Source organism: Desulfosporosinus acidiphilus SJ4, from assembly GCF_000255115.2.
GTDB lineage: Bacteria > Bacillota > Desulfitobacteriia > Desulfitobacteriales > Desulfitobacteriaceae > Desulfosporosinus > Desulfosporosinus acidiphilus.
Window position 1 is genome coordinate 154,482 of the sequence record NC_018068.1, and the last position, 14,888, is coordinate 169,369.

Below are 14,888 nucleotides of genomic sequence, written 5' to 3' on the forward strand. Positions count from 1 at the left end.
TACAGATATCTGATTCGGTCAGTTGCGAGTCGGGCTTAGAAAAGGTATAATATGCTAACAAAAGCTTATAAAGTGAATGGTATGATTGAGAAAGAACTTGGCTGAAGGCTGCAGAGAGACGGTGTAAGGTGCAAACCGTCCCGGAAACCAAGCGATACACCTCAAGACTAGAGTTAAAAACTCTCGGAGTAGTTCCGTTAGCGCTACAGAGCTGGGTGTCCGTTAAAGAGAACGGCATCAATGTGGGTGGTACCGCGGAGTATTTTCGTCCCTCAACGTTTGTTGGGGGATTTATTTATTTTTCGTTTATTCTTATTTGCTTTGAGCAGTAATGAGACCTTTTCGGTACCACAATTAGATGAGTATCTCAATGTAAAAAGGTTAAAATATTTTTTGGAGGTAATATTATGGATCTGTTTCAAGATTTAAAAGATCGAGGGCTTATTTATCAGCATACGGACGAACAAGCGTTGCGCAAACGATTAGCTTCGAGTCCTATTACGTTGTATTGTGGATTTGACCCTACGGCAGACAGCTTACACATAGGAAGCTTGCTCCCAATCCTGATATTGAAGAGATTTCAGTTAGCGGGGCATAAACCTATTGCTTTGGTGGGCGGCGGAACCGGCTTGATTGGTGATCCCAGCGGTAAGGTTTCGGAGAGAGTGCTCAATCCTAAAGAAATTGTCGAAGAATGGGCTGATAAGATTAAAGCTCAGTTAAGCCGTTTTTTAGATTTTGAAAGAAAGGAAAATCCGGCGATCATTGCCAATAATTATGATTGGCTCGGTTCCTTGCAAGTTATTGGATTTTTAAGAGATATCGGCAAGAACTTTCCCTTAGGAACTATGTTGGCTAAAGAGTCCGTTGAAACGCGAATGAGCAAAGGAATTTCTTATACAGAATTTAGCTATATGATCTTACAATCCTATGATTATATGAAGTTGAATGAATTGCATGGCTGTGAACTACAAGTCGGAGGCAGTGATCAATGGGGAAATATTACTGCAGGCATTGAGTTAATTCGGCGGACCACTGTCGACCAAGATAAGGAAATGTATGGTTTAACGATGCCGCTTGTCACCAAAAGCGATGGAGTCAAATTTGGAAAAACAGAAGGCGGAGCAGTTTGGTTAGACCCTGCCAAGACATCTCCCTACAAATTCTATCAGTTTTGGTTGAATACAGACGATCGTGATGTTGTTAAGTTCTTGAAATACTTCACCTTCTTATCGCTAGCTGAGATTTCAGCCTTAGCAGATGAGCTGGAAAGAGAGCCTGAAAAGAGAAAGGCCCAGCGGACCTTAGCCGCTGAAGTGACAAAGTTAGTTCACGGTCAAGAAGCTCTGCTTCGGGCAGAAAAAATAACAAATGCTCTTTTCGGAGGAGGATTAAACGGTTTATCGGCGTCAGAGATCGAAGAAGGATTAAGCGATGTGCCGTCCGCTGAGTTGGAAAGCCCTGAAATAAGCTTTGTTGATTTGTTAGTTCAAGCGGGGGTTGTTTCTTCCAAGCGGCAGGCTAGAGAATCAATAGAGAATGGGGCTATTTATATTAATGACCTTCGCTATAATGATTTGGAAACTCCCGTACCACAATTGGAACGCCTAGATGGAAAGTATCTTGTTGTGCGGCGAGGGAAAAAGAATTATTATCTAATTAAATTTATGCAGTAACTCTATGGACAACTAGATTCGTAGATTATAGAGCAGCATATTTGTACGGAACTGCAGATATTGCAGTTCCGTAGTTATGTTTAGTCAAATGGCCAAAAAAAAGTACAAAAAAACGGTAAAAGTATTGTTGACAAGATAAAAATCAAATGTTAATATATTTAAGTGCCGCAAAACAAAAGACTTAAAAGTAGCGGCTTCCAAGACATCCAGATTAATTATTCAGGTCTTTGAAAACTAAACAACAAGGACAGCCAATGAGAGAAACTCGCAAGAGTTTCAAAAGAATCATGAAATCATGAGCAAGAAATCATCTTCTTACGAAGAAGTTGAATAACTTTTTTGGAGAGTTTGATCCTGGCTCAGGACGAACGCTGGCGGCGTGCCTAACACATGCAAGTCGAACGGAAACAAACTCTAAGTTTACTTAGAGAGCGTTTTAGTGGCGGACGGGTGAGTAACGCGTGGGTAACCTGCCCATAAAACCGGGACAACTCTTGGAAACGAGGGCTAATACCGGATACGCTTAAGAAGCGGCATCGCTTTTTAAGGAAAGATGGCCTCTGAAAATGCTATCGCTTATGGATGGACCCGCGTCTGATTAGCTGGTTGGTGGGGTAAAGGCCTACCAAGGCGACGATCAGTAGCCGGCCTGAGAGGGTGAACGGCCACACTGGGACTGAGACACGGCCCAGACTCCTACGGGAGGCAGCAGTGGGGAATCTTCCGCAATGGACGAAAGTCTGACGGAGCAACGCCGCGTGTATGATGAAGGTCTTCGGATTGTAAAGTACTGTTTTTAGGGAAGAACGGTCTCTTCAGGAATATGGAGGAGACATGACGGTACCTAAGGAGGAAGCCCCGGCTAACTACGTGCCAGCAGCCGCGGTAATACGTAGGGGGCGAGCGTTGTCCGGAATTATTGGGCGTAAAGGGCGCGTAGGCGGGTATTTAAGTCCGGTGTGAAAGATCAGGGCTCAACCCTGAGAGTGCATCGGAAACTGGGTATCTTGAGGACAGGAGAGGAAAGTGGAATTCCACGTGTAGCGGTGAAATGCGTAGATATGTGGAGGAACACCAGTGGCGAAGGCGACTTTCTGGACTGTAACTGACGCTGAGGCGCGAAAGCGTGGGGAGCAAACAGGATTAGATACCCTGGTAGTCCACGCCGTAAACGATGAGTGCTAGGTGTAGGGGGTATCGACCCCTCCTGTGCCGGAGTTAACACAATAAGCACTCCGCCTGGGGAGTACGGCCGCAAGGTTGAAACTCAAAGGAATTGACGGGGGCCCGCACAAGCGGTGGAGCATGTGGTTTAATTCGACGCAACGCGAAGAACCTTACCAGGGCTTGACATCCTCTGAACTCTCTAGAAATAGGGAGGTGCCCTTCGGGGAGCAGAGAGACAGGTGGTGCATGGTTGTCGTCAGCTCGTGTCGTGAGATGTTGGGTTAAGTCCCGCAACGAGCGCAACCCCTGTATTTAGTTGCTAACACGTCAAGGTGAGCACTCTAGATAGACTGCCGGTGACAAACCGGAGGAAGGTGGGGATGACGTCAAATCATCATGCCCCTTATGTCCTGGGCTACACACGTGCTACAATGGCCGGTACAGACGGAAGCGAAGCCGCGAGGTGAAGCCAATCCGAGAAAGCCGGTCTCAGTTCGGATTGCAGGCTGCAACTCGCCTGCATGAAGTCGGAATCGCTAGTAATCGCAGGTCAGCATACTGCGGTGAATACGTTCCCGGGCCTTGTACACACCGCCCGTCACACCACGAAAGTCTGCAACACCCGAAGCCGGTGAGGTAACCCGCAAGGGAGCTAGCCGTCGAAGGTGGGGCCGATAATTGGGGTGAAGTCGTAACAAGGTAGCCGTATCGGAAGGTGCGGCTGGATCACCTCCTTTCTAAGGAGAACGGTTTAGAGCTTAGGCTTTAAACGAACATCCTATGGGTCGATGCTCTTATGAAGAAAACGAAGGTTAAACTTAAGTTTTAAATAAGAGATCAAAAAAGAGTCGCAAGGCTCAAGCCGAGGGATCGGCAACTCATTGGCAAAGCTGTTGTTTAGTTTTGAGAGACCAGGAATGGTAACTCAATATGATGTGGGGGTATAGCTCAGCTGGGAGAGCGCTTGAATGGCATTCAAGAGGTCAGCGGTTCGATCCCGCTTACCTCCACCATTTTATTATGTAAAAATTCTTGCTCTTTGAAAACTGCATAGAGAAATAATTTCTAGTAAGTCAAAGGAAACATCACCTCAAAACGACGTGTCAACGAAGTTTTGAGAAACCCTAATGTAGTATAGATTTTAGGTCAAGCTACTAAGGGCGTACGGTGGATGCCTAGGCGCTAAGAGTCGAAGAAGGGCGCGGTTAACAGCGAAATGCCACGGGGAGTCGTAAGCAGGCTTTGATCCGTGGATACCCGAATGGGGCAACCCCACCGGAGTCATATCCGGTGATCTGCAGCTGAATACATAGGCTGCCGAGGACAACCCGGGGAACTGAAACATCTAAGTACCCGGAGGAAGAGAAAGAATCATCGATTCCCTGAGTAGCGGCGAGCGAAACGGGAAGAGCCCAAACCAATCCCTTCGGGGATTGGGGTTGTAGGACCCTCTTTTAGGCACAATGTTCTAGCTGAAGAGATCTGGAAAGGTCGAGCAAAGAAGGTAACACTCCTGTAAGCGAAAGAGCAGAGTGCTGTGAGGGAATCCTGAGTACCGCGGGACACGTGAAACCCCGTGGGAAGCAGGGAGGACCACCTCCCAAGGCTAAATACTACTTAGCGACCGATAGTGAACCAGTACCGTGAGGGAAAGGTGAAAAGCACCTCGGAAGAGGAGTGAAAAAGAACCTGAAACCGTACGCTTACAAGCAGTCACAGCACTTCGGTGTAGTGGCGTGCCTTTTGTAGAATGAACCGGCGAGTTACGGTATGCAGCGAGGTTAAGGCGAAGAGCCGGAGCCGAAGCGAAAGCGAGTCTGAAAAGGGCGACGAGTTGCATGCTGTAGACCCGAAACCGTGTGATCTACCCATGGCCAGGGTGAAGGTGGGGTAAAACCCACTGGAGGCCCGAACTCACTGTCGTTGAAAAGGCAGGGGATGAGCTGTGGGTAGGGGTGAAATGCCAATCGAACACGGAGATAGCTGGTTCTCCCCGAAATAGCTTTAGGGCTAGCCTCAATTGATGAACCATGGCGGTAGAGCACTGAATAGGCTAGGGGCCTTACCAGGTTACCGAACCTTATCAAACTCCGAATGCCATGGTCTTAAGATTGGGAGTCAGACTGTGGGTGATAAGATTCATAGTCAAAAGGGAAACAGCCCAGACCATCAGCTAAGGTCCCAAAGTATACACTAAGTGGGAAAGGATGTGGAACTGCACAGACAACCAGGATGTTGGCTCAGAAGCAGCCACCATTTAAAGAGTGCGTAATAGCTCACTGGTCGAGTGGTTCTGCGCCGAAAATGTAACGGGGCTCAAGTGTATCACCGAAGCTATGGCTTGCACGTTTACGTGCAGGGGGTAGGGGAGCGTTCTAAATGCAGGGAAGTCATTCTGTAAGGAATGGTGGAGTGTTTAGAAGTGAGAATGCCGGTATGAGTATGCGAAAAGACAAGTGAGAATCTTGTCCGCCGAAAATCTAAGGTTTCCTGGGGAAGGCTCGTCCGCCCAGGGTAAGTCGGGACCTAAGCCGAGGCCGAAAGGCGTAGGTGATGGACAACTGGTTGAGATTCCAGTACCACCGAGAAGCGTTATTAACAATGGGGAGACACAGAAGGATAGGTTAAGCGTGCCGTTGGTCGAGCACGCCCAAGCGAGTAGGAGGTAGGGTAGGCAAATCCGCCCTGCGATAACTCTGAGACGTGACGGGGAGCGAAACATAGTAGCGAAGTAACCGACTCCAAGCTGTCAAGAAAATCCTCTAGTGAGTGACTGGGTGCCCGTACCGCAAACCGACACAGGTAGATGGGGTGAGAAACCTAAGGCGCGCGAGAAAACCCTCGTTAAGGAACTCGGCAAAATGGCCCCGTAACTTCGGGAGAAGGGGCGCTCACTGCAAGGTGAGCCGCAGAGAAAAGGTCCAGGCGACTGTTTAACAAAAACACAGGTCCCTGCGAATCCGCAAGGAGAAGTATAGGGGCTGACACCTGCCCGGTGCTGGAAGGTTAAGAGGAGAGGTTAGCCGCAAGGCGAAGCTTTGAATTGAAGCCCCAGTAAACGGCGGCCGTAACTATAACGGTCCTAAGGTAGCGAAATTCCTTGTCAGGTAAGTTCTGACCCGCACGAAAGGTGTAACGATCTGGACACTGTCTCAACGAGGGACTCGGCGAAATTGTAATACCCGTGAAGATGCGGGTTACCTGCGACAGGACAGAAAGACCCCATGGAGCTTTACTGCAGCTTGACATTGGATTTTGGTATAAAATGTACAGGATAGGTGGGAGACAGAGAAGCTAGGGCGCCAGCCTTGGTGGAGTCGCCGGTGGGATACCACTCTTTTTGTACTGAAGTTCTAACTAGGTCCCCTGAATCGGGGATTAGGACAGTATCAGGCGGGCAGTTTGACTGGGGCGGTCGCCTCCTAAAGAGTAACGGAGGCGCCCAAAGGTTCCCTCAGCGCGGTTGGAAATCGCGCGCAGAGTGTAAAGGCAAAAGGGAGCTTGACTGCGAGACCTACAAGTCGAGCAGGGACGAAAGTCGGGCTTAGTGATCCGGTGGTACCGAGTGGAAGGGCCATCGCTCAACGGATAAAAGCTACCCTGGGGATAACAGGCTTATCTCCCCCAAGAGTCCATATCGACGGGGAGGTTTGGCACCTCGATGTCGGCTCATCGCATCCTGGGGCTGTAGTAGGTCCCAAGGGTTGGGCTGTTCGCCCATTAAAGCGGTACGTGAGCTGGGTTCAGAACGTCGTGAGACAGTTCGGTCCCTATCCGTCGCAGGCGCAGGAAATTTGAGAGGATCTGTCCCTAGTACGAGAGGACCGGGATGGACGAATCACTGGTGTACCAGTTGTCTCGCCAGAGGCACAGCTGGGTAGCTATATTCGGATCGGATAAGCGCTGAAAGCATCTAAGCGCGAAACCGGCCTCAAGATGAGATTTCCCACAGTGAGAGCTGGTAAGACCCCTGAAGGAAGATCAGGTTGATAGGCCGGATGTGGAAGCACCGTGAGGTGTGGAGCTGACCGGTACTAATCGGTCGAGGGCTTGACCTAATTGAACTACGGCAGGAACGTGGCTCAGTGTTTCCGAAGAAGACGAAACTAGAAAGAAGACTCTATGTGGTTTTGAGAGAGCAGGGTTCTGTAAAAGAAAACTGAAAATCTCAGAGATCTGGTGATCATGCCGGAGGGGTTCCACCCGTTCCCATACCGAACACGGAAGTTAAGACCTCCAGGGCCGAGCATACTTGGGGCATAGCCCCTGGGAAATTAGGTCATCGCCAGGTAAACAAGCGAAAGACTGCCTTATGGGCAGTCTTTCTGTGTTCATAGTAAGAATTATGTAGGCATATTAAGTTAATTACAAGAAGGAAGTCCGGGGTTCCACCCGTTCGATCCACGTTGCAGGAGTCTGCGTTACGGGACGCAACGTGGCGAAAAGCTCGTCCGCTTTTCGTATACCGAACACGGAAGTTAAGACCTCCAGGGCCGAGCATACTTGGGGCATAGCCCCTGGGAAATTAGGTCATCGCCAGGTAACAAGCGATAGACTGCCAATTATGGCAGTCTATCTGTGTCTATCCTGAAAACTAAGTGCTAAAGGCTGTGAAAACAAAAAAAGTCCAACCATACTCAGGTAGAAACCTGAGCACACATAAATCTTATCTTTAGGATTATTTAACTAGGGACTAAATTGCTGTAACAGGCAGCACTACTTTGTTCAATAGTAACGCTAAATCCAAGAGTTTGAAGTCGTTTTACGGACTTTTTAACGATATCCGCTTTCCGACCGGCGTCAAAAAAGTCGGCTCCTAATTCTTTATATACCGTATTATTTTTGAGCATGTAGTACAGCGCAGTGAGAATAGAGTGAGCCACGGCTACTGCAGCACGATTTTTACCTCGTCTTGCGGCTATTCTTGAAAACTGAGAACTTAAATAAGTATTTTTTTGATGTGCTGCTGATTTAGCACATTCAATAAGCGTGGTTCTAAGTATGTCGTTTCCCTTGCGGGTTTTGCCATTTTTGCGCTTGCCTGCACTTTCATTGTTACCCGGACAAATGCCAACCCATGATGCAAGATTCGACGATGATGGAAACTGATTCATATTAATCCCAATTTCGGCAATTAAGACTTGCGCACTACGCTCACCTACACCGGGAATAGAATCGGCAATTGTCACTTGTTCATTGACAGGTTTCATCTTTTCCCGGATTTGCTGATCAAGTGAAAGAACTTGTTCTTCAAGAGTATCAATGTGCTTGAGCATTAGACCCAATAATATCCGTTGATGTTCGCCCATAAACCCGTAAAGTGCTTCTTTAATTTGGGGTATCTTCCTTCTCATACGCATCTGTGCCTTATCTGCTATCAGATCGACATCATTACAGCCAGCAATTAGCATGTCAAGCATATCACGGGATGATTTGCCATCAATATTGCTCACAACAGAAGCTAACTTAATATTCGCGCCTTCAAGTACCTTTTGAATACGGTTTAACTCCCTGGCACGTTCTTGAACAATGCTCCTGCGATATCGAACAAGCTCTTTGAGTTCGCGTTGCTCACGATTAGGAATAAAGCTGCCGTTTAGGAGACCATGACGAAGTAAATCAGCAATCCACTCGGAATCTTTAACATCAGTTTTTCGACCGGGCACAGCTTTTATATGTTGTGCATTAACAACTAAGGTTTTCATCTCCTTCATTTCTAAAAGATTGTAAATAGGCTTCCAGTATGCTCCTGTTGCTTCCATGGCGACACACTGACAATTAGCGTTTTTCAACCAGTCGACAAGACCTAGAAGCGATGAAGTCATTGTACTGAAAGTCCTGGTTTCCTTTTTTCTTCCTAGAATTAAACAGGCAACAATAGTGTTTTTATGGACATCCATACCACAACAGCACTCGTAAATAACGTTCATTGAATGGCCTCCAATGAGTAAATTTACGGCGGGCCTCCTGTAGATGCATTAATCTACCCTACGTGCTCATGGCAACAATTTGTGGTGCAAGCAGGAAGCCTTGATCAGTCTATAACATCGGGCTAATAGCACCAAGACACTTCGACCTTATGCCGCAGCAAAAGTATTTCCACTAGAACCCAGTTTTCATTCATTTGATGGTGTGGAACGAAGGACCACATGGAGGTCTATAACAAGAGATATAAAGCAAAACTACCGGGGTTCCACCCGTTCGGACCCACATTGCAGGAGAATGCGTTACAAGTCGCAATGTGGCGAAAAGCTCGTCCGCTTTTCGTATACCGAACACGGAAGTTAAGACCTCCAGGGCCGAGCATACTTGGGGCATAGCCCCTGGGAAATTAGGTCATCGCCAGGTAAACAAACGAAAGACTGCCTTAATGGCAGTCTTTCTGTGTCTATAACAAGAAATATAAAGCAAACTACCGGGGTTCCACCCGTTCGGACCCACATTGCAGGAGAATGCGTCACAAGTCGCAATGTGGCGAAAAGCTCGTCCGCTTTTCCGTATCCCGAACACGGAAGTTAAGGATCCACACTGCAGGAGCATGCGTTACGAGACGCAGTGTGGCGAAAAGCTCATCCGCCTTTCGTTCCAGGGCCGAGCATACTTGGGGCATAGTCCCTGGGAAATTAGGATTCACACGGCAGGAGTCTTCGTCACGGGAAGCCGTGTGGCGATAGTCTCCACCGGAGACTATCGTATCGCCAGGTAAACAAGCGAAAGACTGCCAATTAAGACAGTCGATTTGTGTTCATATTTTAGAGAATGTGTCATCTTCACGACAATAATAATGTCACGAAGATAACATCTTTTTAGTCACGGGTTAGACATATAAGAGCATAGGTAACTTGTTATAATATACGCAAGCTCAATAATAACGAAAGTAGGGTGTTGGCAATGTAAGAAAAGAAAAGTCATGTTTGTGAAAGTCTGGGGAAGTTCAAAATTTGTTCCAATAAAGTGAGGAGTTTGTTATGTTGGCTGGGTTTGCAATTATTGATAAAGTATTACACCCTCACCGTAAAAAACAAGATAAACTAATGTCTAAAATGACGGAATACAGGGAATTAGCGTCATTGGCCTATGAAAATGATAACAAGGACATGTATTCATTGTTGCAACGGGAACTAAATGAGATGTTCTGTGAATACTTGGCCTGGTCCTTTCTTGACGGCATTGGTTTTCTAATCCCCCACTTCTTCATCATGGGATTCATAAGTTTATGGCTGCCGTATATCATGCTGCCATTTAATTTACCTGTGATTGGCGATCATGCTTATGTGATTGTCTGGTACCCACTAGCAATGGTTATGTTTTATCTTGGTCGCCGGTTGCTGCGCAGGTATACCGGCAATGTTCCGGCTCAACCTGTAACAAGATAAGCTGGATAAGAATTTTGGAGGTGCACAAAAATGGTCTTTCATATTGCGGGTGTAACAGTTAATCCTATCGTTGTGATAATCTGGATGGCGTTTGTCGGGTTCGTGTTTTCCACTATTGGAGCAGCCGGTGGTATTTTGGCCGGTGTAGGACACATTACTATCTTCGGAATGAAAAAAGCTAACGTCATTAAACCTATGAACCAAATTCTTACCTTAGTCAGCCCAATCATATCGACTCCTTTATATTTGCGGGAAAAACGCCTCGTAGTTCCTGCAGCCATAAGTTTAGGGGTAGGCGGTATCATCGGAGCCCTGCTTGGATCTTGGCTTTCTCACACTTATTTAAAGGACATGGCCTCTTATCAGCCGCTCTTTGGCGTTATTACTTTCGTAATTGCCGGTCGTATGTGGTATGAAATGACTCCGAAATTCCGTGAAAAACAACAAAAAGTAAAAAAGGCAACCAAAGCCTTTGAAGAAAAGGTTAAAGAGCTGAAAGCTGCCGGCAAAATGAGTGAGATTAAAGAAATCGGTGTTAACTTCAGTGAAGTGGGCATTAAAAACACCTTTACCTTTGCCGGGGAAACGTTCCGTTATAATACCCTTGCTCCTTTCCTGGCCGGAGTATTTGTTGCTATTATTTCAGCGGCTCTCGGCGTTGGCGGTGGATTCCTTCTCGTACCGTTCCTGAGCAGTGCCCTTGGTTTCCCTATGTTCATCGTTGCAGGTACTTCGACTATGTCCATCGTAATTTCCTCTCTGACTAGTATCAGTAACTACCTGCGCATGGGAAGCAAACTGGATTTGCCAATGGTTGGCTTTGAATTAATTGGTATCCTGATTGGATCTTACCTCGGCCCTATCCTTTCTAAGTATATCAAAGGCATATATCTTAAAGGCTTTTTGGCTGTAGTACTCACATATATCGGTATTGGCTATGTATTTGGACCAATGATTCAACACGCTTTTGGATTCAGAATTATCTAATCATAACCCAGGTGAACACCAAGAATATACGTGAGAGAAGTTTTCGCTTCCAGTTTGAAAGGAGAAGGTTAAATTGTCCAATACAGAAATGACTTATGCAGAAGCACAGGAACTGTTTGAACGTTTGTTGAAACTTGATTATCATCCGGTTGCCATTAAATTTTTCAAATCCGAAGAAGAAGCTGCGAAATATCCCGCCGAGAAAAAGGCAGCAGCAAAAATGACTTTCTGTCAGTTTACTGCAGCTTCTCGCATGGCTAATTATGTTCTAAAAGGCAATAACAATAATATCCTGTGTGAAAACTGTCTGACCAGTTTTGGCTATACTGCCCCTTCGGATGAAGAAGCGAAAGGTCATTTCAAATATGTTGTTGACGATGAGTATGCTAAAGAAGTAATGGCTGGTAAGCCGCGCATGCCGTTAGGAGAAGTCAAAGAATTTATGACCGCTCCGTTGGCAAAGACTCCGGTTGAACCTGATGTTGTTATGTTTGTCTGCAATCCGCTGCAAGCCTATCATATTTTGAATGATTACGTTGGCGCTTTCCATGTACATCCGCTCCAATTCAATCATACCGTTAATTCCGCTGTCTGCGGAGGTGCTGTATGGTCCTTTATTAATCATAAACCCAATATGAACACGATGTGTTCAGGAAGTTATACTTCTGGTAAAACCGAAAAAGGTGAAGTCAACGTCTTCATCCCAGGCGACCAAATACTTGATGTGGCACGTCAACTGGCTCATCGCACCGAAGTAATGGGCGGTGCCTCCTTCCCGTATAACGGCAACGAATGGCCTGGTCTGGATGCTTGCAAAAAATGTCCGATGATACGCTTCAAAGATGTTGAATAGTGTCAAACTAGAAGATAACGAGATAAATAATTTGTAATACGTCAGAAAGCTGTTTAAAAACTTTTTGTTATCTTAGGGGCCGTGTAGAAAAATAATTTTCTCACGGTCCTATTAAATTGGTCAATAATCGTTAGAATCAACGGTCAGAGGCCTTCCAAGCTTTCAACGGCCGGTTGATAATAATTGAGTTGATGCTTCCCGGGAATAAGAACCATTGCTGCTCGGCGGTGAAAGTGAAGTAGTAATTTCGTTTTTACCATTAAAGGAGTGAACGAATAACAAAGGTCAAGATTTTAATGGGATTAGGCAGTTTAATACCGATAATCAGTAAAAAGTTCAAGACAAAGCCAATACATAAGAGAATGATTACAAAGGTAAGCTCCTTTCGTTGTTTATTTTTCAGAAGCGAAGGAATTTGTGAAAGCGATATGAGCGTAAAGACAAAAATCAAAACTATGATATAAAGGAAAACGTTCATCTAGCCACTTCCTTCACTGGTATTCGGCAGGATCGGTTTATTTAGATAGCCCGACCAATGGAGCTTGGCGTCGACTAATATAGTTACTTGTATTTCTTTAAATTCCTCCCGCCAGTTTTTTTCTAATTCGGGCCATTCTTTAGGATATTTGCGATGCACCTCTGTGCCAAATTTAAAGATGTCTACGTCCCAGTTCTGGGCCTTGTCGACAGCTCGTTCGATTTCCTCTTTTATTGCCGAACCCATTCTGTTTTCGAGCTCATTGAAACGTTCGGGTTTGACTATGTCTGTATTCCCCATTTCTTCCCCAAGATTGGCGTCTACATGAACGTTAATTGTCATGAAAAGATTGCCGGCTGATATCTCCGGTACAACACGGCTATTAGCTTTGATAATCTCAATTCCAGATTTCTTGTTTTCATTTCCGGGAGTTGGAATATCAATAATCCCGCTCTTTACTTTGCCAAGAACCCACAAGACACCTCTGGTTTCCTTAGCATCAAACCAACCGATCATTCTATCGCGCTTTAAAATCGCCGTCCCTTCTAGTTTTAGACTTTCTTCGCTGGGTTCTTTATTATCCTCCTGCACTAACTCAATCCCAGGAATAATTGAATCATTGGTTTTGCTGGCGAAGTTTTTGAGGAGATCAATTAGTTGGATTTTAGGGACTTTAGAAGCTGCAAAGGATACTTTTGCGAGTTTCTCAATTGCTTGGCCCGGTATTTTTTCTTGCTCGTAGTCACTTCTTATGATATCTTCTGCTTTCCCTCTCGTTATAAAAACATAAGGTAATTGACGAAGTTCGGAATCACGGCTAAATAGGTCAAGTTCATCGCTAATCCCACTCCTGGCGAGTGCTTCGGAAAAGACATAAACAGTATTGTGAGAAAAATATGCCTTGCGGTCCGTTTGTAAAGAAGCATTTCGTATGGCATCAAAAACTGTTTCACCTTTGCTTGTAACGACCCAAACACTTTTCGAACCGCTGGCTTTATCTGAAGTTGAGGATTGAATTGCGCTTGGTTTTAAAATCTGAAGTGAGACACTGATTTCACCGTCTTCAGTCCGGTCAACGCCTAGAGCTTGAACAATTGCCAGAGTATTAAGCTCTCTCCGATTCCAACAACCGGGTAGAAAAAGCAATATAAGAATAGTTGGGATTATTATAAAAATCCTTCGTTTCATGCGTTTGTTTCACCTAGCTTTCTGAAGAAGGCCACAGCAAGAAGTATCGAAGGGATAACGACAATAAAAATAAGGTTAACCCAGGATACTATTGTATAAGACAAAAATTCATTGAGGTCTGAGATGTTGCTCTGATAAGAGAGGGATACGGGAAGAAGTATCGTAAGAGTTGCTAGGACAAGAGGTTTATAATCTTTAATCCCAACAATTTGACTCAGTCCGATTAGAATACAATAGAAATATAAGATAATTCTCAGGTAACCACTGAGAATCCATATTGAGAGATGAATAGATTCAATTCGTTCAATGAAATCACCGATATTCACTAAACGAACGGCTGAAAAGTAGGCAAACTGAAGCGTTTTAGAAAATTCAATCCCTAACGTTGCTAAAACAGAGATTGTCGTGATAAGCCAAAATAGAGCAATCAGAGAATAACCGGATAGCAAAACAAGTTTTGTTTTTTTACTGTTTAGTTGTAAATGAGGTAATAAAATTGCAAGTACTACTATTTCAGATGTTCTTAATCCCATGACAAAGGCCCCTGCTAATATGGATATCATGCTTTTTTCCATGACCGGCGTAAAAATCTTAAAATCCATGTCTTTTGCCAACAGCAGAAATATAACCAGAATTCCCCCAAAGACTAAAGGTGCTATGAATTCGGCAAACCGTGAAATTACTTCGATGCCCTTTAGAACAGCATAAGCGCAAAACGGGAAAAGAAAGAGGAGAATGAAAAGGACTGGAGTTTCAGGCATAATGGCGGTTGTTAAGAAGGCACACCATTCGTATAAAAATATTGACAACTCATGAATAAAATATAAGACGTAAAGAAGGGTAACTGCTTTACCGGTTCTGCCTAAGATTGTCTGAGTATATTCAAAGAGTGACTGTTTCGGAAAGCGCTTCCATAATAGATAAAAGGGAACGGTTAAAAGTAGATGAACAGGCAGACTTAAAACTTCCGATATCCATACATCCTGATTCCCCGGAGGCCCGGCAAAAACAGGGAAAAAAGTGATCGCAATGACGATTCTGCTAATTACTAAAACAAAGATAAATTGTCTTGGAGTGATTTTTGCATTTTCTAACATAGACTCTCCTTCGAAGAAGGGATATTTATTTGGCTAATTCGTGCGAAGATACTGTCTTAGTGAGCG

General features: G+C 45.2%; 8 protein-coding genes, 1 tRNA gene and 3 rRNA genes. 8 read left to right on the forward strand and 4 right to left on the reverse strand.

All coding sequences use genetic code 11. The features are described from left to right. Positions 1–407 precede the first annotated feature (407 nt). The 5 genes from tyrS (at position 408) to rrf (ending at position 7,134) form a co-directional block, all read left to right on the forward strand. A complete protein-coding gene (gene tyrS / locus DESACI_RS00790) occupies positions 408–1,676 on the forward strand; it encodes a tyrosine--tRNA ligase (protein ID WP_014825258.1) in 1,269 nt (422 codons plus the stop codon). Positions 1,677–2,012: 336 nt separating this feature from the next. Further along, a 16S ribosomal RNA gene (locus tag DESACI_RS00795) occupies positions 2,013–3,580 on the forward strand. 200 nt (positions 3,581–3,780) lie between these two features. Further along, positions 3,781–3,856: transfer RNA gene (locus tag DESACI_RS00800), tRNA-Ala, on the forward strand. A 131-nt stretch (positions 3,857–3,987) separates the two neighbouring features. Next, a 23S ribosomal RNA gene (locus DESACI_RS00805) occupies positions 3,988–6,901 on the forward strand. Between the two features lie 117 nt (positions 6,902–7,018). After that, positions 7,019–7,134 (forward strand): 5S ribosomal RNA (rrf, locus tag DESACI_RS00810). The 16S, 23S and 5S rRNA genes sit together here with 1 tRNA gene alongside, the layout of an rRNA operon. Before the next feature lie 391 nt (positions 7,135–7,525). Here the strand turns inward: rrf and DESACI_RS00820 are convergent. Continuing rightward, a complete protein-coding gene (locus DESACI_RS00820) occupies positions 7,526–8,773 on the reverse strand; it encodes an IS110 family RNA-guided transposase (RefSeq protein ID WP_014825259.1) in 1,248 nt (415 codons plus the stop codon). A gap of 1,038 nt (positions 8,774–9,811) precedes the next feature. On the opposite strand from DESACI_RS00820, the gene DESACI_RS00830 reads away from it, so the two are divergent. From DESACI_RS00830 to DESACI_RS00840, 3 genes are all read left to right on the forward strand, one after another. Then, positions 9,812–10,219 carry a hypothetical protein gene (locus tag DESACI_RS00830; RefSeq protein WP_014825260.1) on the forward strand — a complete coding sequence of 136 codons (408 nt, stop codon included), beginning with the start codon at positions 9,812–9,814 and terminating at the stop codon, positions 10,217–10,219. A 30-nt stretch (positions 10,220–10,249) separates the two neighbouring features. Next, positions 10,250–11,206, forward strand: a complete 957-nt coding sequence (locus tag DESACI_RS00835; RefSeq protein WP_014825261.1) for a sulfite exporter TauE/SafE family protein — start codon at positions 10,250–10,252, stop codon at positions 11,204–11,206. A gap of 73 nt (positions 11,207–11,279) precedes the next feature. Beyond that, a complete protein-coding gene (locus tag DESACI_RS00840; protein WP_014825262.1) occupies positions 11,280–12,059 on the forward strand; it encodes a DUF169 domain-containing protein in 780 nt (259 codons plus the stop codon). 259 nt (positions 12,060–12,318) lie between these two features. Here the strand turns inward: DESACI_RS00840 and DESACI_RS00845 are convergent, their stop codons facing one another. From DESACI_RS00845 to DESACI_RS00855, 3 genes are read right to left on the reverse strand one after another with little or no spacing between them, the layout of a single operon-like run. Then, positions 12,319–12,537: a hypothetical protein gene (locus DESACI_RS00845; protein WP_014825263.1), complete on the reverse strand. Its 219-nt coding sequence runs from the start codon at positions 12,535–12,537 to the stop codon at positions 12,319–12,321. Then, positions 12,538–13,725 carry a Ger(x)C family spore germination protein gene (locus tag DESACI_RS00850; RefSeq protein ID WP_014825264.1) on the reverse strand — a complete coding sequence of 396 codons (1,188 nt, stop codon included), beginning with the start codon at positions 13,723–13,725 and terminating at the stop codon, positions 12,538–12,540. Further along, on the reverse strand, positions 13,722–14,822 hold the full coding sequence (locus DESACI_RS00855) for a GerAB/ArcD/ProY family transporter (RefSeq protein WP_014825265.1): 1,101 nt from the start codon (positions 14,820–14,822) through the stop codon (positions 13,722–13,724). The genes DESACI_RS00850 and DESACI_RS00855 overlap by 4 nt, the downstream gene beginning before the upstream one ends. Between the last annotated feature and the right edge of the window lie 66 nt (positions 14,823–14,888).

Excerpts from the sequence above, each read along its gene's own strand:
- DESACI_RS00835 (WP_014825261.1), top strand. The coding sequence starts at position 10,250 with ATGGTCTTTCATATTGCGGGTGTAACAGTTAATCCTATCGTTGTGATA.
- DESACI_RS00830 (WP_014825260.1), top strand. The coding sequence starts at position 9,812 with ATGTTGGCTGGGTTTGCAATTATTGATAAAGTATTACACCCTCACCGT.
- DESACI_RS00845 (WP_014825263.1), bottom strand. The coding sequence starts at position 12,537 with ATGAACGTTTTCCTTTATATCATAGTTTTGATTTTTGTCTTTACGCTC.
- DESACI_RS00850 (WP_014825264.1), bottom strand. The coding sequence starts at position 13,725 with ATGAAACGAAGGATTTTTATAATAATCCCAACTATTCTTATATTGCTT.
- DESACI_RS00855 (WP_014825265.1), bottom strand. The coding sequence starts at position 14,822 with ATGTTAGAAAATGCAAAAATCACTCCAAGACAATTTATCTTTGTTTTA.
- DESACI_RS00820 (WP_014825259.1), bottom strand. The coding sequence starts at position 8,773 with ATGAACGTTATTTACGAGTGCTGTTGTGGTATGGATGTCCATAAAAAC.
- tyrS (WP_014825258.1), top strand. The coding sequence starts at position 408 with ATGGATCTGTTTCAAGATTTAAAAGATCGAGGGCTTATTTATCAGCAT.